This window comes from Psychromonas sp., assembly GCF_041586535.1.
Lineage (GTDB): Bacteria > Pseudomonadota > Gammaproteobacteria > Enterobacterales > Psychromonadaceae > Psychromonas.
Genome location: NZ_JBFGZY010000076.1, coordinates 1 through 18,967, shown reverse-complemented (window position 1 = coordinate 18,967; position 18,967 = coordinate 1). Strand labels below are relative to the sequence as shown.

At 42.0% G+C, this 18,967-nt stretch carries 19 protein-coding genes and 1 pseudogene; 14 read left to right on the top strand and 6 right to left on the bottom strand.

Features of this window, described 5'->3' with window-relative positions:
• Nucleotides 1-296: 296 nt before the first annotated feature.
• From ABZA00_RS09955 to ABZA00_RS09940, 4 genes are all read left to right on the top strand, one after another.
• The gene (locus ABZA00_RS09955) at nucleotides 297-1,163 is read left to right on the top strand and encodes a 6-carboxytetrahydropterin synthase (protein ID WP_372882013.1); all 867 of its coding nucleotides are present in this window, start codon (nucleotides 297-299) and stop codon (nucleotides 1,161-1,163) included.
• Nucleotides 1,164-1,205: 42 nt separating this feature from the next.
• Nucleotides 1,206-1,556 carry an HIT domain-containing protein gene (locus ABZA00_RS09950; RefSeq protein ID WP_372882012.1) on the top strand — a complete coding sequence of 117 codons (351 nt, stop codon included), beginning with the start codon at nucleotides 1,206-1,208 and terminating at the stop codon, nucleotides 1,554-1,556.
• A gap of 46 nt (nucleotides 1,557-1,602) precedes the next feature.
• Complete coding sequence (locus ABZA00_RS09945; protein WP_372882011.1) at nucleotides 1,603-2,202, top strand: penicillin-binding protein activator LpoB; 600 nt, start codon at nucleotides 1,603-1,605, stop codon at nucleotides 2,200-2,202.
• A gap of 80 nt (nucleotides 2,203-2,282) precedes the next feature.
• A complete protein-coding gene (locus tag ABZA00_RS09940; protein WP_372882010.1) occupies nucleotides 2,283-3,530 on the top strand; it encodes a COG3014 family protein in 1,248 nt (415 codons plus the stop codon).
• A gap of 9 nt (nucleotides 3,531-3,539) precedes the next feature.
• Here ABZA00_RS09940 and ABZA00_RS09935 read toward each other — a convergent pair whose 3' ends face one another.
• Nucleotides 3,540-4,427, bottom strand: coding sequence for a ketopantoate reductase family protein (locus ABZA00_RS09935; protein ID WP_372882009.1), 888 nt, complete (start codon nucleotides 4,425-4,427; stop codon nucleotides 3,540-3,542).
• Between the two features lie 103 nt (nucleotides 4,428-4,530).
• Between ABZA00_RS09935 and ABZA00_RS09930 the strand changes: the two genes are divergently transcribed.
• Nucleotides 4,531-5,013, top strand: coding sequence for a YajQ family cyclic di-GMP-binding protein (locus tag ABZA00_RS09930; protein ID WP_372882008.1), 483 nt, complete (start codon nucleotides 4,531-4,533; stop codon nucleotides 5,011-5,013).
• Between the two features lie 63 nt (nucleotides 5,014-5,076).
• Here ABZA00_RS09930 and ABZA00_RS09925 read toward each other — a convergent pair whose 3' ends face one another.
• Complete coding sequence (locus ABZA00_RS09925) at nucleotides 5,077-5,619, bottom strand: DUF2058 domain-containing protein (RefSeq protein ID WP_372882007.1); 543 nt, start codon at nucleotides 5,617-5,619, stop codon at nucleotides 5,077-5,079.
• Between the two features lie 155 nt (nucleotides 5,620-5,774).
• Between ABZA00_RS09925 and ABZA00_RS09920 the strand changes: the two genes are divergently transcribed.
• A complete protein-coding gene (locus ABZA00_RS09920) occupies nucleotides 5,775-6,191 on the top strand; it encodes a CBS domain-containing protein (protein WP_372882006.1) in 417 nt (138 codons plus the stop codon).
• Between the two features lie 34 nt (nucleotides 6,192-6,225).
• Here the strand turns inward: ABZA00_RS09920 and aat are convergent, their stop codons facing one another.
• Together aat and ABZA00_RS09910 are read right to left on the bottom strand one after the other, a co-directional pair.
• Complete coding sequence (aat, locus tag ABZA00_RS09915) at nucleotides 6,226-6,942, bottom strand: leucyl/phenylalanyl-tRNA--protein transferase (protein ID WP_372882005.1); 717 nt, start codon at nucleotides 6,940-6,942, stop codon at nucleotides 6,226-6,228.
• A gap of 85 nt (nucleotides 6,943-7,027) precedes the next feature.
• Nucleotides 7,028-8,320 (bottom strand): citrate synthase, encoded by a 1,293-nt coding sequence (locus ABZA00_RS09910; RefSeq protein ID WP_372882004.1) that lies wholly within the window; start codon nucleotides 8,318-8,320, stop codon nucleotides 7,028-7,030.
• Between the two features lie 358 nt (nucleotides 8,321-8,678).
• On the opposite strand from ABZA00_RS09910, the gene sdhC reads away from it, so the two are divergent.
• From sdhC to sucD, 8 genes are all read left to right on the top strand, one after another.
• The gene (gene sdhC / locus ABZA00_RS09905) at nucleotides 8,679-9,053 is read left to right on the top strand and encodes a succinate dehydrogenase, cytochrome b556 subunit (protein WP_372882003.1); all 375 of its coding nucleotides are present in this window, start codon (nucleotides 8,679-8,681) and stop codon (nucleotides 9,051-9,053) included.
• Nucleotides 9,047-9,391 carry a succinate dehydrogenase, hydrophobic membrane anchor protein gene (gene sdhD, locus ABZA00_RS09900; RefSeq protein ID WP_372882002.1) on the top strand — a complete coding sequence of 115 codons (345 nt, stop codon included), beginning with the start codon at nucleotides 9,047-9,049 and terminating at the stop codon, nucleotides 9,389-9,391. Before sdhC ends, sdhD begins: the two co-directional genes overlap by 7 nt.
• A 1-nt stretch (nucleotide 9,392) precedes the next feature.
• A complete protein-coding gene (sdhA, locus tag ABZA00_RS09895; RefSeq protein WP_372882001.1) occupies nucleotides 9,393-11,159 on the top strand; it encodes a succinate dehydrogenase flavoprotein subunit in 1,767 nt (588 codons plus the stop codon).
• Nucleotides 11,160-11,172: 13 nt separating this feature from the next.
• Nucleotides 11,173-11,886 carry a succinate dehydrogenase iron-sulfur subunit gene (locus ABZA00_RS09890; protein WP_372882000.1) on the top strand — a complete coding sequence of 238 codons (714 nt, stop codon included), beginning with the start codon at nucleotides 11,173-11,175 and terminating at the stop codon, nucleotides 11,884-11,886.
• A gap of 41 nt (nucleotides 11,887-11,927) precedes the next feature.
• The gene (gene sucA, locus ABZA00_RS09885; RefSeq protein WP_372881999.1) at nucleotides 11,928-14,747 is read left to right on the top strand and encodes a 2-oxoglutarate dehydrogenase E1 component; all 2,820 of its coding nucleotides are present in this window, start codon (nucleotides 11,928-11,930) and stop codon (nucleotides 14,745-14,747) included.
• A 46-nt stretch (nucleotides 14,748-14,793) separates the two neighbouring features.
• Nucleotides 14,794-15,957: a 2-oxoglutarate dehydrogenase complex dihydrolipoyllysine-residue succinyltransferase gene (gene odhB, locus ABZA00_RS09880; protein ID WP_372881998.1), complete on the top strand. Its 1,164-nt coding sequence runs from the start codon at nucleotides 14,794-14,796 to the stop codon at nucleotides 15,955-15,957.
• A gap of 130 nt (nucleotides 15,958-16,087) precedes the next feature.
• The gene (gene sucC, locus ABZA00_RS09875; protein WP_372881997.1) at nucleotides 16,088-17,257 is read left to right on the top strand and encodes an ADP-forming succinate--CoA ligase subunit beta; all 1,170 of its coding nucleotides are present in this window, start codon (nucleotides 16,088-16,090) and stop codon (nucleotides 17,255-17,257) included.
• Entirely contained in the window at nucleotides 17,257-18,129 is an 873-nt protein-coding gene (sucD, locus tag ABZA00_RS09870) for a succinate--CoA ligase subunit alpha (protein ID WP_372881996.1), read from the top strand. Before sucC ends, sucD begins: the two co-directional genes overlap by 1 nt.
• A gap of 251 nt (nucleotides 18,130-18,380) precedes the next feature.
• Here the strand turns inward: sucD and ABZA00_RS09865 are convergent, their stop codons facing one another.
• Both ABZA00_RS09865 and ABZA00_RS09860 read right to left on the bottom strand, forming a co-directional pair.
• Complete coding sequence (locus tag ABZA00_RS09865) at nucleotides 18,381-18,713, bottom strand: tyrosine-type recombinase/integrase (RefSeq protein WP_372882014.1); 333 nt, start codon at nucleotides 18,711-18,713, stop codon at nucleotides 18,381-18,383.
• Nucleotides 18,706-18,967: pseudogene (locus ABZA00_RS09860) on the bottom strand (IS1634 family transposase); the annotation flags it as partial. The pseudogene ABZA00_RS09860 and the gene ABZA00_RS09865, both read right to left, overlap by 8 nt.

Here is an 18,967-nt window from a genome sequence, read left to right as displayed (position 1 = left end):
CGATAATTATCTATTCATTTATGCTTGTTAAAATGAATGCTAGCTAGACATAAAACTACGTTTTAGTCTTTGTTATTGATTTTGTAATTAGAACAACTAGTTACTGCAATCAATGCCTTGCTTTGATCCATTTTTCCTGCGTCTAAATAGACCATCTAATTAACGGAATTGGTACAACTTATTGTTTAAGCTTGCTTATTCTGATATTACTAAATGAAATGAAAGTTGCGGCAAGCAAACACAAAATTGATTGCCGTTGTAGCGATCCGACTCGCTATTAATAAAATGAGAGTAGAATGAAATTATTTGTACGTGATTTAACCGTTATCGATGCCTCCTACCTAGATGCACAACGTGGTTTTGTAGGGGAAAGTTATCAAGTTGATGTAGTCTTAACCGGTCAGCTTAATGAGCAGTCAATGATCCTTGATTTCTCTTTAGTTAAAAAACAGATCAAAACCATTATTGATGCCGAAGTGGATCATAAACTAGTGGTGCCATCAGCGGCAGAGAACTGCACTGTCAGCTTCGCAAAGCAGAGAACGCAAGTCGATTATAAACTGTCGGATAATACGGTTATTCAATTAAAGTGTCCTAATGAAGCATATTGCCTGTTAGAAAGTGACACTGTTACCATCCCGGTATTAGAAACCTATCTGGAACAGGTTATTTTGGCGCAATTACCTGACAATGTGCTCGCGCTGGAAATAAAATTACGCCATGAAAATATTACCACTCCCTATTATCATTACACCCACGGTTTAAAAAAGCATAATGGTAACTGCCAGCGCATTGCCCATGGGCATCGCTCTAAAATAGATATCTTTATCGATGATCAATACAGTGAAGAACTGGTGGCTGAATGGGCCAAACGTTGGCAGGATATCTATTTAGCCAGTGCTGAGGATGTTATTTTAGAAGCCGATTTATCTTTTGCAGTTGCGCCGAATAATTTTGAAAAACTGTGTACAGCATACCACGCGCCGCAGGGATATTTTGAGTTGTTGATGCCCGCACTGCGAGCAGAGCTGTTACCAAATGATACAACGGTCGAAGAGCTCTCTGCATTTATTTGTGGCGAAATCAAAGCCCGGGTAGGTGATAAAAGAGTAACGGTATATGCGTATGAGGGCGTGGGCAAAGGGGCTATCTCTGAACTCTAATAGCGTAAACAATAGTGTGTTAGTTAACTTAAGGAAAATATCATGGCAGAAGAGACAATTTTCAGAAAAATTATCAACCAGGAGATCTCGACAGAATTACTTTATCAGGATCAGTTTGTTACCGCGTTCAGGGATATCTCTCCAAAAGCACCTACGCATATTTTAATTATCCCCAACAAATTAATTGCTACCGCCAATGATATAGAAATAGAAGATGAAGCACTGATTGGCAAGCTCTATACAGTGGCCAAGCAGTTGGCAAAACAGGAAGGAATTGCCGAATCAGGATACCGTTTAATTATGAACTGTAATCAGGATGGAGGTCAGGAAGTGTTCCATATCCATCTACACCTGCTTGGCGGAAAACCGCTCGGCAGAATGATTTGCAGCTAATCTCTTTATAATCAAGCGTCTTTAATCTGAAATTACGGAGCAATTAATGAAAACAAAAAGCAATCTGTTATTAGCGCTATTTGCCTGCTTTATGATAACCGCCTGTTCAACATCAGTTGAGCGTTTAGACTCTCAGGAGCAAGTCGATTTAAGTGGTGCCTGGAATGATACGGATTCACAATTGGTGGCGCGGGAAATGATTGAAGATTCACTATCGCGTCCCTGGATCACCCGGTTTATTACCCGGACAGGTAACGATCCCGCGGTGATTGTCGGCACTGTCAAAAACCTCAGTCATGAGCATATTAATACCAATGTTTTTATTGCCAACATGGAGCGTGAATTAATTAATTCCGGGCAGGTGCAATTTGTCGCTTCAGCAACGGCGCGTCAGGAAATTCGTGACGAACGTAGCGATCAGGCGGTAAATGCCACTCAGGATACTCGTAATGCGAAAAGCCAGGAATATGGTGCTGATTTTATGCTGCAAGGGCAAATCAACACCATAATTGATATCGATGGAAAAACCCAGGTACGTTATTACCAGGTTAATTTAGAACTGATCAGTATGCAGGATAACCGTAAAGTATGGATTGGAGAGAAGAAAATTAAAAAATTGGTCAGATTCAGCAAACTACGTCAATAATTAAAACGTCAATCAGGCACTAAGGTCAACAGATCTTAGTACCTGTGATCTGCTTGTCTGGCTTCTTTCCCGGTAATTGTATGTATAAAATCCTATTAATATTGACCCTTACCCTGCTTTGCGGATGCACAGGATATCAGCGTAATCTCAACCAGCTGGCAACTTCATTAAATACAACGCCTCCCGAAATTATTTTGGCAAAATTACAGGAGGCCCAACCTCGCAAGCGGGATTATGCGCAATTTCATCTTAATAAAGGGTATTTAGAGTTTATTAACGGCGATTTTGCGTCTGCAATAACAACACTTACTCTGGCTAAAAAAGAGATGTCTGTTTTGCAGGCAACCTCTGTCAGCGAAAATTTGGGCGCAGGCACGATTAGTGAAACTTTAAGAAGTTATAGCGGTTATCCCACCGACAGGGTCATGGTGCATAATATTTTAGCCCTGAGTTATCTGTTCAGTAACAATATAAACAGCGCGCGGGTGGAAATACTGCAGGCTGATATCGCCATGAAAAAACTGGCTGACAAAGACTCGCTCAATGGACAACTGGCCAGTACCCATCTGATTTCGGGGATTGTTTATGAGATGTTAAATGAACAATCCAATGCATTAATAAGCTACCGCTTTGCTGCCGACACTATCAAACAACGGGGGCAGCCTGTCCCGCAGGGCCTTAAGCAGGCGCTACTGCGCATGAGCTTTAAATTAGGCACTGAGCAGCAGTTTTTTGACTATCAGAAACAGTTTCCGGATTTATCTGTAGAAAATCTGCACAGAAAAAATCAAGTCTTTGTTTTGTATTTTGACGGGGTGGTTAGCCATAAAGTTGAAAACACGGTTGTGTTGCCTAACCGGGGGTTTGACCAGCTGATCAGAATATCCATGCCGGCTTATCCACAGCCAAAACAGAACATAAAGCGGATTCAACTAAGTGTGCCTGAACAGCAGTTGGTTACTGAGGCGGTGGAAAATGTAGAGGTATTGGCCAGAGAAGATTTAGATAAAGAATATCCCTCTATTTTATTACTGACAACAACCCGTGCGCTGGCAAAGTATGAATTGGTCTATCAGGCAAATAAACAGGATAGTGTAGTTGGGTTGTTATTAAATATTGCCACGTTAATCAGCGAGGAAGCAGATTTACGCAGTTGGAATATGTTACCTGCAAGTATCCAGTTTGCTTATCTTGAAACAAATCAAAATGAACTCAAGATAAATGAATCAAATGGCCGTTCTGAATCCATTGATATTAATAATAGCTCGCAAAATATTATCTTAATTAACAGCCTTTCCGATCAAGTTTTTCAGTACCAGCGGCCTTGAATGTAGCTGTTAATAAGCTTGTTCTAATGCCTTTATTTGCTGATAAAGATAATTAATTACCGGGGTATCAATGTGGTGAAAGTTTGCAGATTTTAATAAATAACCGGCAATAAATTCATTTTCAGTGTGGCGTTGATAAAAAACATCCCGATTCATTGATGAAAAGTTTTCTGCCGTTAATGTTATTACCTGGTTGATGATTGCCAGAATCTCCTGTTTTTTAAAAATGACCCCCTCTGCCTTCGCAACCTGAAGTGCTTCATCGATCAACTCATTGATTTTTATTTGAAAGATTGTATTATCTAATTGACCATTTTTTATTTGATGGATGGCCGTTAATGGGTTGATAGCCATATTGATGATCAGTTTGAGCCAGAGTTTTTCATTCACGTCTTCGCACCAATGGGTATTAGGAAGAGCAAAATTCAAAGGTACGATCAGGGATTGCTGTAACCTTCCTTTGTCATTGTAAGCACCCAGATAAGTGACGCCTTCACCGGTCTGTTCAATATTCAGTGGAGAATGTAATAAACTCGCATTTGCTGTGGTTGCGCAGAGAATCGGATTATCGGGTAATAACTTTTCTACCTGTTCAGCACAACCCATACCATTATGCATTAAAATAATAACCTGCCGCGGATCTATTGCATTCTTGTGGGTTGTGATTGCCTCGATTACTTGCGTCGCTTTTACGCAGATTAAGATTGGGTCAGTAGTGCGGGTCAGCGTTCTGCTCGTGCTGACAGGAAAGTTAAACTGTTGTTTTGCTATGTTTTGATACTTCAGGGTATCAGCAGCGCAGGGAGTGCGGGTGATAAGCTGTATTTTTTCTCCATTGCGCAGCAAGTTTGCCGCCCATAAACAACCGATTGCGCCTGCTCCGATGATTTGCCACATATTTTCTGCCTAAAAAAATTATTTCCGGGATCATAACATAGATGAAATTGAACTTTTCTGGTAACTTAGGAAAATTAAATTTTAATAAAAATAGGAAGATAAAATGCCTTCATTTGATATTGTTTCAGAGATTGATATGGCTGAACTTAAAAATGCCGTAGATAATGCCAACCGTGAACTTGCGACCCGCTTTGATTTTCGTGGTGTTACGGCAAGCTTTTCAATCACTAATGATGTGGCTAAATTGTCAGCTGAACATGATAGTCAGTTAAGACAACTAATGGATATTCTCCGTACCAATCTGATAAAACGCGGTGTAGATGCACGCGCAATGGATCCGGACACTGCGGATCAAAGTGGTAAAGCATGGACACAAACTGTTAAATTCAAGGCCGGAGTTGATCAGGCAACCTCTAAAAAATTAATCAAGATGATTAAAGATAATAAAATAAAAGTACAGGTTGCTGTGCAGGGCGAACAATTACGTGTTACGGGTAAAAAACGCGATGATTTGCAGGCTGTAATGGCGTTGGTGAAAGGCGCTGAGTTAGATCAGGCATTCCAGTTTAATAATTTCAGAGACTAAAAAATATTTCATAAGGTAACCTTTTACAGAAGGTTACCTTATTTAAAACAAACAGCTAAAAACTTACCAGATCAGGTCATCTGGAATAGCAAAATCAGCGTATGGATCATCTTCCGCTGCCTGCAGTGGTTCTTCTTTATCATGCAGAGCAACCAGCACAGAGGGATCAATTTCGGTTAATATCGCAGCAGCCTCTTTATTAATCAGGTAAAACTCTTCATTTAATACACAAATCGCCAGTAAACCATTAATTAATCCGCGTTGTGTTTTGTCGTTTACAGCAATACGTTTAACTTTATTGTCATAGGTAAAGTGATAGTCAATTTCACCCTGGTAATTTTTTTCACAATGCTGGGCAATCATTTGAATCAATTTACCGTGTGCCGCCCGGGCGTCAAGCTCTGCTTGTGTTTGTCTGTTTTTTTCCAGGTCCAGCTGTTTTTGCTGCTGTTTTTGTTCCTGAACAGAAAGTTGTATTTCCGATACTTCAACCGTACCTTTTTTCTTTTTTTGTTTAGCATTGCGGCGTTTTTCAGTTTGTGCCTGTTTTGCTTTTTGCTTATTGATAAGACCGGATTTCATCAGTTGTTCTTGTAGTGAAGCCATAAAATACCTTAACCTATAAAAATATATCTATTAGTTTAACGAGTAAATAAAATCGATGGAAACTTAATTTGTCTGGATGTTTTATTTTTACAGTAAAATCTTCGACAAACAATTAAAAAAGATTAAGCTTTAGATAAAAGGTGAGGGGATTTTATATGAAAAATATACTGATAAAACACTGCATGTCCGGCAAAAGTATCTATTTCACAAAAGAGATGACCATTGAAAATGCAGTGACCAAACTGCTGAATAGCAAAGATTTTGGAGGACCTGTTGTGGACGCTCGCGGACATGTTATTGGCTGGCTATCAGAGCAGGATTGTTTAGCGAAAATGCTTGCCGCAACTTATTACTGTGAATTAGTCGCATTAGTTGAAGATGTTATGGTCGATACGCCTATTACCGTAAAAGAAACGATGAGTATTGTTGATTTAGCACAGCAAATGCTGGCGATTAAACCTAAAATTTATCCGGTTGTTGATGAAGACAATAAATTTATCGGTTTAATTACCCGCAAGGATGTTTTAAAGGCGATGAGCAAACAATTGGAAGCTTGTTCACCGGTGATGTAATACGCTGCTGCAAAACAAAGTAATCATTTTTTGATTACTTTGTTGTTATCTCAATACTCTGTTTATTCCAGCATTTTTTATCGACTGCTCTATTTTTATATTTGTTTAGAGAGTCAGAAAAATCCGCTCTGGAAACACCCTTTACGCCAAAACGCTGCAGATGTTCTGTTACCATTTGACAGTCAATCAACAACCCCTGAAAACTGGCAAAGTGCTGGCATAAAGCGATAAAGGCTATTTTGGAGCTATTCTGTGCTTTGCTGAACATTGACTCGCCACAAAATAAACTGCCAATACAAATGCCATATAAGCCGCCAATCAACTCATTTTCTGACCATACTTCAACGGAATGGGCAAAGCCCTGCTGATGAAGTTGGTTATAGGCAGCGATCATGGTGTCAGTAATCCATGTTTCGTTTTGGTAACTTCGCGGAGCCGCACAGGCGTGGATAACATCATTAAAAGCCAAATTAATGGTGACAGAAAAGTTATTTTTTTTAATCAGTTTTTTCATACTCTTACTGATATGAACCTCGTCAGGCTTGAGTATCGCGCGTTTTGAAGGACTCCACCATAAAATGGGCTGCCCTGTGCTGAACCAGGGGAAGATGCCTTTACGGTAGGCTGATATGATACGCTGCGTGCTTAAATCCCCGCCCATCGCCAACAGACCGTCCGGCTCGCTTAATGCTGACGCTATATCCGGGAAAAGATTATTATTTATATCCAGTTCAGGAAGGTATATCGGCATAAAGTTTCACTAATTAAGAAGACAAAAAAGCCGGTAAAAATACCGGCTTAACCTATTGATATTAAAGATTGCATGTTGATTTAGATTAAAAATCTGGACGTTGATCATCTTCTAATTTCAAGCCAATATTACCGGTATATAACTGGCGTGGGCGTCCAATTTTTTGTCCCGGTTGATCCAGCATCTCTTTCCAATGAGAGATCCAGCCAATAGTACGTGCAATCGCAAATATAACGGTAAACATTGATTTAGGAATTCCCATAGCCTGAAGTACAATACCGGAATAAAAATCGACATTAGGATAGAGCTTTTTCTTGATAAAGTACGGGTCTTCAAGCGCAATTCTTTCAAGCTCCATCGCTATATCAAGAAGCGGATCATCTATTTTCAGATCATCTAATACTTCGTGGCAGGTTTTTCGCATCACCGTTGCGCGGGGATCATGATTTTTATAGACACGATGGCCAAAGCCCATTAAGCGGAACGGATCATCTTTATCTTTTGCTCTGGCGATATATTCCGGAATGTTTTCAACAGAGCCTATCTCTTCAAGCATATTCAAACAGGCTTCATTTGCGCCACCGTGTGCAGGTCCCCATAAAGAGGCAATACCGGCAGCGATACAGGCAAATGGGTTGGCACCGGATGAACCGGCTAATCGCACTGTTGAAGTGGAGGCATTTTGTTCATGGTCGGCATGCAGGATAAATATTTTATCCATTGCGCGTTCCAGCACCGGGTTTACAACATACTGTTCACAGGGAACGGCAAACATCATTTTCAGAAAATTACCTGCATAGGAAAGGGTATTGTCAGGGTAAACAAAAGGCTGACCATTCGAGTATTTGTAACTCATCGCAGCAAGAGTGGGCATTTTTGAAATCAAACGGTAAGCGGCTATTTCACGGTGCTGCTCATTGTAGATATCAAGATTATCATGGTAGAAAGCTGATAATGCGCCAACAACACCACACATGATTGCCATCGGATGAGAGTCGCGACGAAAACCTGAGTACAGTTTTGCTAATTGTTCGTGGATCATCGTATGGTGTAAAACAACATGATGGAATTTTTCTGATTCTTTTTTATCGGGTAATTGACCATTTAAAAGTAAATAACAAACTTCGAGATAGTCTGATTTTTCTGCTAATTCATCAATCGCATAACCCCGGTGTAAGAGAATGCCTTTGTCACCGTCTATAAAAGTAATTGATGATTCGCATGAAGCTGTTGCAAGAAACCCAGGATCATAGGTGAAATAGCCCGTTTTGCCTAAGCTACGAATATCAATTACATCATTACCCGCAGTGCCTTTTAATATTGGTAGTTCTATGGCTTCCTGACCAGGTAACTGAAGTATTGCTTTTTGTTCAGACATTTAGTGCTCCATTACTATTTAGATATACTAGAATTTAACCTATATATATTTACAGGCTAAATTTATCATTGTCAATTTTAACTCATTAACTTTGAGAACTGAGAAAAACAGTCTAAAAGGATATTTCTTAAAATCAGAGGGTTAGATACCTAAGGTGTTGAAACAAGGTAAGTTAGATTAAGTTTGCAGGATTTGCCAAAATTTGTGCGATTATGTCATGTTTTACAGCACAACTGAATTTGAATCGTGTTTATATCACAAAAAAACATCATTTCACTGTCACATCATATTAACAATATGCTAACAATGCACCTGTCAGCCGACATCTTCTTAATCGCTAATAAAAAGAGAGTAAATTGTGCGCAAAGTGAGACCTAAAAATTTAGACTTGACCACGGTTAAATTCCCAATTACAGCAATAGCATCAATAGCACACCGAATATCAGGGATAATTGTATTTGTTGCTTTGGCGATATTTTTAACCCTTTTAAACAGCTCGTTAAGTTCAGAAACAGATTTCAATCGTGTTATGGGGTATGTCGATAATTTCTTTATCGGTTTTGTCTTGTGGGCGGCGTTAACCGGGCTTGCCTACCATGCGGTATTCGGCATTCGCCATATGATTCAGGATATGGGCTATTGGGAAGAGTTGGAAAGTGCATCTTTCAGTGCAAAAATCGGTTTTATAATCACTGCGATATTATCAATTTTAGCGGGAGTATTAGTATGGTAAAGGTTGCCGGAACCTTCGGAAGAAGCGGGGTTCATGATTATGTTTTATTACGTGCCAGTGCGCTTATTTTATTGGCATATGTGCTTTATTTTATCGGTTTTGTCACTTTTACCGATATTACCTATTCAGCCTGGGTTGGATTTTTCTCTCTGACCCTGACCAAAGTATTTTCTTTATTTGCATTAATCGCGATGCTGGTGCATGCGTGGATCGGTCTCTGGCAAGTGTTAACAGATTACGTTAAATGTACTGCATTACGCGCTGCATTGCAGTTTGTATTAACTTCTGTTGCATTTATTTATCTTCTTTCTGGTTTTGTAATTTTGTGGGGTGTTTAAGGTGAGTCTACCTATTCGTGAATTTGATGCGATTGTAATTGGTGCGGGCGGCGCAGGAATGCGCGCAGCATTGGCGATTTCGCAGGAAGGTAAAAGCTGCGCGTTGATTTCGAAAGTATTTCCAACGCGCTCGCATACGGTTTCAGCACAAGGTGGTATCACTGTTTCACTTGGTAATGCACATAAAGATGATTGGCAATGGCATATGTACGATACTGTCAAAGGATCTGATTATATCGGTGATCAGAATGCCATTGAGTATATGTGTAAAACCGGCCCTGAAGTTGTTCGTGAACTGGAAAATATGGGCTTACCCTTTTCCCGTTTTGAAGATGGTAGCGTGTATCAGCGACCATTCGGCGGTCAATCTAAAGAATTTGGCGGCGAGCAGGCATCACGCACTGCCGCTGCGGCTGACCGTACCGGTCATGCTTTATTACATACCCTTTATCAGCAGAATATTAAAAATAAAACCACCGTTTTTTCAGAGTGGTATGCACTTGATTTAGTTAAAAATGATGATGGAGATGTTGTTGGTTGTACAGCGATTGATATTGAATCCGGGGAAGTGGTGATGTTTAAAGCGCAAGCCACGGTGCTCGCAACCGGGGGGGCCGGACGAATTTATGCATCTACCACTAATGCCCATATCAATACCGGCGACGGTGTAGGGATGGCGTTGCGCGCCGGTGTGCCGGTACAAGATATGGAAATGTGGCAGTTCCATCCAACGGGCATTGCGGGGGCGGGGGTTCTAGTAACGGAAGGTTGCCGTGGTGAAGGAGGCTACCTGCTTAATAAAGATGGTGAACGTTTTATGGAGCGTTACGCACCCAATGCTAAAGATTTAGCCGGACGTGATGTTGTTGCCCGTTCAATTATGATTGAGATACGTGAAGGTCGTGGTTGCGAAGGCCCCTGGGGTACGCACATTAAACTGAAGCTGGATCATCTTGGCGAAGAAGTGCTGGAATCTCGTTTACCAGGCATATGCGAACTTTCCCGTACTTTTGCCCACGTTGATCCGGTTAAAGAGCCTATTCCAATTATTCCGACTTGCCATTATCAGATGGGGGGGGTACCTACGACGGTTAATGGTCAGGTGCTTAAACTGGATGAAAATGGTAAAGATGTAGAAGTAAAAGGTTTATTCGCCGTTGGTGAAATAGCCAGTGTGTCGGTGCATGGTGCTAACCGCCTAGGCGGGAATTCACTGCTGGATTTAGTGGTTTTTGGCCGTGCTACAGGTAAGCATTTAGGTGAAGTGCTGTCGCGGGAAAATACCGCCAAAGAAGCGACTCAGGAAAACATCAATGCCGCGTTGGAGCGCCTTAATCGCTGGGAAAAAGGAAATGGCAGTGAATGTCCGACTCAAATCCGTAAAGATTTGCAGCAATGTATGCAGAATAATTTCTCTGTCTTTAGAGAGGGAGATGCAATGGCTGAAGGTCTTGCTGAATTAAAGGTACTGCGTAAACGTCTGTTGAATGCCAAATTAGACGATAAAAGCAGCGAGTTTAATACTAATAGGATTGAATGTCTGGAGCTTGATAATTTGATGGAAACAGCATATTCAACGGCGATGGCCGCTAATTTCAGAACCGAAAGCCGTGGCGCGCATAGCCGCTTTGATTATCCGGAACGCGATGATACAAATTGGCTCTGTCATAGTATTTACAATCCAAAAACAGAAAGTATGTGTAAACGCGATGTTAATATGGCACCGGTGCTACGTGACGCTTTCCCACCTAAAGCACGTGTTTATTAAGAAGGTTATTGTTATGAAAGTGATGTTTTCTGTTTATCGTTATAACCCTGATGTTGACAATGCCCCTTATATGCAGGATATGTCTTTAGATATATCAGAGGGCTCTGACATGATGGTCCTTGATGCGTTAATTGCTTTAAAAGAGCAGGATTCGACATTGTCATTTCGCCGTTCCTGCCGCGAAGGGGTGTGCGGCTCTGACGGCTTAAATATTAATGGAAAGAATGGCTTAGCTTGTATTACGCCATTGTCAGACTTGTTATCAGAAGGTAAAATAATATTACGCCCTTTGCCTGGTTTACCCGTGGTGCGTGATCTGGTTATAGATATGACCCAGTTCTACACTCAGTATGAAAAAATCAAACCTTACCTGATCCCTGATGAACATCAGCCGCCGGTCGGTGAATACAAGCAAACGCCAGAAGAGCGTGAAAAACTGGATGGTTTATATGAATGTATCTTATGTGCTTGCTGTTCAACTTCCTGTCCGTCTTTTTGGTGGAATCCGGATAAATTTATCGGGCCAGCTGGTTTGCTGGCGGCATACCGTTTTCTGATTGACAGCCGAGATAGCGCCACAGAAGAACGTCTTGCAAATTTGGACGATGCATTTAGTGTGTTTCGCTGCCATGGCATTATGAATTGTGTCAGTGTTTGCCCGAAAGGGTTAAACCCGACAAAAGCAATAGGTAAAATCAAATCAATGCTATTACAACGTGCGATCTGATTTTTTATACAATTGTAACTAATTAGTAGAAAGGAATTTTAATGCCAACTAATGTTATGCAGACATGGTTAGCTTCATCACATTTTTCCGGAGGCAATTCAACATATATTGAGGATATCTATGAGTCGTACCTAGAAGATCCTTTATCTGTTGATGCCAACTGGCGGAAAGTATTCGATGATTTACCACAAGTCAGCGATCAACCCGAGGAAGCGCACTCTGTTATCCGTGCGCAAATGAAAATTGCTGCACAATCTCCGAAATGTTTTGCTCCGCCCAAGGGGGCTGTCCATAATGATGCAAAACAGGTACGAGTATTACAATTAATTGCAGCATACCGTAATCGCGGCCATGAAGTTGCTGCATTGGATCCCTTAGGACTGACCAAACATCAAACCATCACTGAATTAGATCCTTTCTATCATGAGTTGGAAGGTTCTGATCTGGATGCCAGTTTCAACGTCGGCTCTTATGCTGCTTCCAATGAAACTATGGTGTTGCGTGATCTTGTTGCATCGCTGAAACGTACCTATTGTGGCTCGGTTGGTGCGGAATATATGCATATCACCAATACCGAGGAAAAGCGCTGGATCCAAAAGCGTATTGAATCCTGTGAAAGTAAACCTTCCTTCAGCGAAGAAGCAAAAAATCGTTTTCTTGAGGAGTTGACCGGCGCTGAAGGGTTGGAACGTTACATCGGTTCTAAATTTCCCGGGGCAAAACGGTTTTCTTTAGAAGGTGGTGACTCTTTTGTACCGATGCTGAAAGAGTTGATTCGACGCGCCGGAGAACAGGGGGCTCAGGAGGTTGTATTAGGGATGGCACATCGTGGCCGCCTTAATGTACTGGTGAATGTGTTTGGTAAAAAACCCACCGATCTGTTTGATGAATTCGCCGGTAAAAATACCATTGTTGATGGCTCCAGTGATGTTAAATACCATCAGGGGTTCAGTAGTGATTTTCAAACACCCAAAGGTAATGTGCATCTGTCACTTAGCTTTAACCCTTCGCATTTAGAGATTGTTAACCCGGTGGTATTAGGCTCAGTTCGAGCCCGTCAAGAGCGTTTAAATGGCGTCAGTGAAAGTGTATTACCTATTACTGTTCATGGTGATTCAGCGATTGCCGGTCAAGGGGTTGTGCAGGAAACGTTTAATATGTCGCAGGCACGTGCATTTAAAGTTGGCGGCACAGTGCGCATTGTTATCAACAATCAAATCGGTTTTACCACGTCTAACCCTGAAGACACCCGCTCAACCCGTTTTTGTACCGATATTGCAAAAATGGTTCAGGCACCTATTTTTCATGTTAATGCAGATGACCCGGAAGCGGTTATTTTGGTGACGCAAATCGCACTTGATTTCCGCAACACCTTTAAGCGTGATGTGCTTATTGATTTAGTCTGCTACCGGCGTCATGGTCACAATGAAGCCGATGAGCCAAGTGCGACGCAGCCTTTGATGTATAAAAAAATAAAAAAACATGCGACAACCCGTGAGATTTACGCCCAGCAACTGGTCTCTGAAGGTGTTATCCAGGCGGACTATGCTAAACAATTAATTGCAGATTACCGGGATGCCCTGGATAACGGTGAATGTGTTGTTAAAGAGTGGCAGGCAATGCACCGCCACTCCATCGACTGGACGCCTTATCTTAAACATGACTGGGATAAACCCTATGAGCCGGAGTTTCCTAAACAGCGTTTAATCGAGTTAGGAAAATTAATTAGCCATTATCCTGAATCCGAAGTGCAGCACTCACGTGTTAAAAAGATTTATGATGATCGTAAATTAATGGCCAGTGGTGAAAAGTTATGTGACTGGGGGTTTGCGGAAAATTTAGCCTATGCGACGCTGATCGACAGTCAATTTAATATTCGTTTAGTCGGTCAGGATTCCGGGCGTGGAACTTTCTTCCATCGTCATGCTGTATTACACGAGCAGACGGAAGGCAAACGTTATATTCCCCTTAAAAATATCGCCGAACAGCAAGGTCACTTTGATGTTTATGACTCAGTGCTTTCCGAAGAGGCGGTTTTAGCATTTGAATACGGTTACTCTACGGCGGCGCCAAAAGGTTTATGTATATGGGAAGCGCAGTTTGGTGATTTTGCAAACGGAGCACAGGTTGTCTTCGACCAGTTCTTATCTTCCGGTGAGCAGAAGTGGGGCCGGATGTGCGGTTTAACGGTGCTCTTACCACACGGTTATGAGGGGCAGGGGCCTGAGCATTCTTCTGCCAGATTAGAACGTTATCTGCAATTGTGCGCAGAGCATAATATGCAGGTATGCGTTCCTTCTACCCCGGCACAAGTTTTTCATATGCTTCGTCGCCAGGTGGTGCGCTCAATGCGTCGTCCATTGATCGTGATGTCTCCGAAATCATTATTGCGCCATCCTGAAGCGGTTTCCAGTTTAGATGAACTGGCGCACGGCACATTTCAAAATGCGATTGCCGAGATTGATGAGCATGATCCAAAAAAAGTAGACCGTGTTATTTTGTGCAGCGGTAAAGTCTATTATGAACTTTTAGCTAAACGCCGTGATGCAGAGTTAATAAATGTTGCAATTATTCGTATTGAACAGTTATACCCGTTCCCTACCAATGAAGTTAGTGATATTTTAGCTGCTTATCAGCATGTTAAAGCCTTTGTCTGGTGTCAGGAAGAACCCCAAAATCAAGGTGCCTGGTATTGTAGTCAGCATCATTTCAGAAGTGTATTGCCTGATTCAGCGCGATTATATTATGCAGGACGTGAAGCCTCCGCTTCTACTGCTGTTGGTTATATGTCTTTACATCTGAAACAGCAAAAGGCATTAATCAATGAAGCACTTGCTATTGTTGAAGAGCAAACAGCATAAATCCCGAATTTTTAGTTGAGAGATTTTACCGTAGGAAACGTTAATTATGATTGATATATTGGTGCCGGAACTTCCAGAGTCAGTTGCAGATGCGAGCGTTGCAGTTTGGCATAAACAAGCGGGTGACTTTGTTGAACGTGATGAAGTGCTTGTTGAAATAGAAACCGATAAGGTAGTGCTGGAAGTCCCGGCAACTGCGTCGGGCATATTAGAAAAAATTATTGAAGAACAGGGGGCGACTGTTCATTCCAAGCAAGTATTAGGTCAAATAAAAGAAGGTGAAGCGGCGCCGGTAAAAGCCACTGAACCTGAAAAGGCTGAGCCGGCCATTACCGCCGATGCAAGTCCGTCTGTGCGGCGTTTAATGCTTGAAAAAGGTCTGAATGCTTCTGAAATCAAAGCAACAGGTAAAGGCGGTATGATCACCCGTGAAGATGTTGAAAAACATCGTGTTGTGAAAAACGAAGAGCAGACCGCGCCGCAAGTTGATATTGTCGCCGCGGTGGCTGCGCGCAGTGATAAGCGTGTGCCGATGACCCGCTTACGCAAACGTGTTGCCGAGCGTTTATTGGAAGCGAAAAATTCTACTGCGATGTTAACGACATTCAATGAAGTAAATATGAAACCGATCATGGATCTGCGCAAACAATATCAGGAGGTTTTTGAGAAAAAACATGGTATACGTTTGGGCTTTATGTCCTTTTATATCAAAGCGGTGACAGAAGCACTAAAACGTTTCCCGGAAGTGAATGCGGCTATTGATGGCGATGAAATTGTCTATCATAACTTTTTTGATATCAGTATTGCTGTTTCAACACCTCGCGGTCTGGTAACACCGGTTTTACGTGATACTGATACCTTAAGTGTCGCTGGAATAGAAAAAGGCATTAAAGCACTTGCCATTAAAGGTCGGGATGGAAAATTAACCGTTGATGAAATGATGGGCGGTAACTTCACTGTGACGAATGGCGGAGTATTTGGCTCTTTGTTATCAACCCCTATCATCAACCCGCCACAAGCGGCTATTTTGGGCATGCATAAAATCCAGGATCGTCCAATGGCGATTGATGGAAAAGTGGAAATTTTACCGATGATGTATCTGGCACTTTCTTATGATCACCGCTTGATTGATGGTAAAGAATCAGTGAGCTTTCTGGTAACCATTAAAGAGTTACTTGAAGATCCGACACGTTTACTGCTCGATGTTTAAGCAAAAAGACCGGACAGTGGTTGATTTGCTCATTTAAAATAAACAACTGTCTGCTACCTTGTAGTATATTAACCCTCACGGTCTTATTTATTAAGGCCACTAAGTTTAAACAATACAATGGATAAAAATCATGAATTTGCATGAATATCAGGCAAAACAGTTGTTTGCAAAATATGGCTTACCTGTACCGCAAGGGATTGCGTGTGACAGTGCTGAACAGGCGGTACATGCCGCTTCTCAGCTTGGTGGAGATAAATGGGTTATTAAGTGTCAGGTTCATGCTGGTGGTCGCGGTAAAGCGGGCGGGGTAGAGCTGGTCAAATCCAAAGAAGGTTTACGTGATTTTGCGCACAAGTGGTTAGGTAAAAATTTAGTGACTTATCAGACCGATGCGAAAGGACAACCGGTCAATAAATTACTGGTTGAAAGTTGTTCAGATATCGCCAATGAGCTGTATTTAGGTGCCGTTGTTGACCGCGCATCACAGCGTGTCATCTTCATGGCATCAACTGAAGGTGGTGTGGAAATTGAAAAAGTTGCCGAACAAACGCCGGAATTAATTCATCAGGCAGTTATTGATCCTCTGGTTGGGGCACAGGCCTATCAGGGCCGCGAACTGGCATTCAAGTTGGGATTACATGGTAAACAAATCCGTCAGTTTACGGATATATTCTTAGGGCTGGCAAAGATTTTCCATGAGAAAGATTTAGCGTTATTAGAGATTAATCCGCTGGTTGTTACTGCCCAGGATGATTTAATCTGTTTGGATGGAAAAATATCGATCGATTCAAATGCGTTATATCGTCAGAAAGTACTGCGTGATATGAATGATTCAACCCAGGATGATCAGCGTGAAGCGCATGCGGCACAGTGGGAACTTAATTATGTTGCGCTGGACGGGAATATCGGCTGTATGGTCAACGGTGCCGGTCTGGCAATGGGGACCATGGATATTGTGCAGTTACATGGCGGAAAACCTGCTAACTTCCTCGATGTTGGTGGCGGTGCAACAAAAGAGCGTGTGACGGAAGCATTCAAAATTATACTTTCCGATGAGAAGGTTGAGGCCGTTTTGGTTAATATCTTTGGTGGTATTGTTCGCTGTGATTTAATCGCCGAAGGCGTTATTGGCGCGGTGGCAGAGGTCGGAGTGTCGGTACCTGTTGTCGTCCGTTTGGAAGGGAATAATGCAGATCTAGGACGTAAAATACTTGCTGATTCCGGTCTTAATATTATCGCTGCAACTTCGCTGAGCGACGCTGCAGAGCAAGCCGTTAAAGCAGTAGGAGTTGACAAATAATGAGCATTTTAATTAATAAAGATACTAAAGTAATTTGTCAGGGTTTTACCGGTGGTCAGGGTACTTTTCATTCTGAGCAGGCTATTGAATACGGTACAAAAATGGTCGGTGGTGTTTCTCCAGGTAAAGGTGGACAAATACATTTAGGGCTTCCTGTGTTTAATACAGTACGTGAAGCTGTTGAAAAAACCGGCGCGACAGCGACGGTTATCTTTGTACCCGCTCCGTTCTGTAAAGATGCTATTTTAGAAGCAATCGATGCCGGTATTAAACTGATTGTGACAATCACGGAAGGTATCCCGACACTTGATTTAGTGACAGTTAAAATCAAGCTGGATCAGGCTGGTGTGGTAATGATTGGGCCAAACTGTCCGGGAATTATTACACCTGATGAATCTAAAATCGGTATTATGCCCGGCCACATTCATAAAAAAGGTAAAGTCGGCATTGTTTCCCGCTCAGGTACCTTAACTTATGAAGCTGTTAAGCAAACGACTGACGAAGGTTTTGGTCAGTCAACTTGTGTTGGTATTGGTGGTGATCCTATTCCCGGTTCAAGTTTTATTGATATCCTTAAACTTTTCCAGGAAGATCCGGAGACGGAAGCCATTGTAATGATTGGTGAAATTGGTGGTACTGCAGAAGAAGAAGCGGCTGCATTTATTAAAGCGAATGTTACTAAACCCGTTGTTTCCTACATTGCCGGTGTGACCGCTCCCGCCGGCAAGCGTATGGGGCATGCCGGTGCGATTATTGCGGGTGGTAAAGGCACAGCTGAAGATAAGTTTAAAGCACTGCAGGATGCCGGTGTAAAAACCACAAAATCACTTGCTGAAATCGGTAAAGCATTACGTGAGGTTACCGGCTGGTAATAAATAAGTAAGGTTATTTTCAACAACAAAAAGACCCCGTTTATTAACGAGGTCTTTTTGTTTGTAAAACAGATAATACCATTCCGCATAACAAACCGTAATCCCTTAGGTAAAACGTGCTGAAATATCACCCCTAAAAGTTGTAACGTTGCAGAGTGGACGTGCTCATTTTTTTGCCTGTCCAGCCTTTGCCATTCTCAAAACAGGGCAGGCTTTAAATATCAAGCTGGGGCAATATAAACTGCAATAGTTTAGCGACCATCAATGGGACTGACAATGCCGCGTTCATGTAAACCGACAACATGTAAATAGATCTGCGTTGTGCTGATATCTCTGTGCCCGAGTAACTCCTGAATATTGCGTAAATCGGTACCCGCTTCCAATAAACGCGTCGCAAAACTGTGTCGGAAAGTATGACACCCCGCTTTTTTTATGATCCGTAACTTGCGAATGGCCTGTTTGACTTTGCGCTGCACACTCTGCTCTGAAATATGATGCCGCCTCGTTATACCTGTGCGGGGATCAACGGCTAAATGATTTGCGGGAAACAGATATTGCTGATCTTCCGCACCCGTTTTAAGAATATATTTTCCTGTAACGTTCCCCTAAACAGTCAATAATAACTTGCTGCCGCTCCTTCCAATTGACCACCATAGGAGCTTGTTCCTCCAGATAAATAACCGTAACGCCTTGGAAGCATTGAAATACCCAGCGAGCTGTTGGATTTTGAGTTGGTTTTTTCTTTTGATCCGGGAAGTTGAGTGCTTTTTCTTTGAGCTTTTTGCGTATCTGATGCTCTAATGAGGCATATACCATCAAACAAGATGTCATGACCATT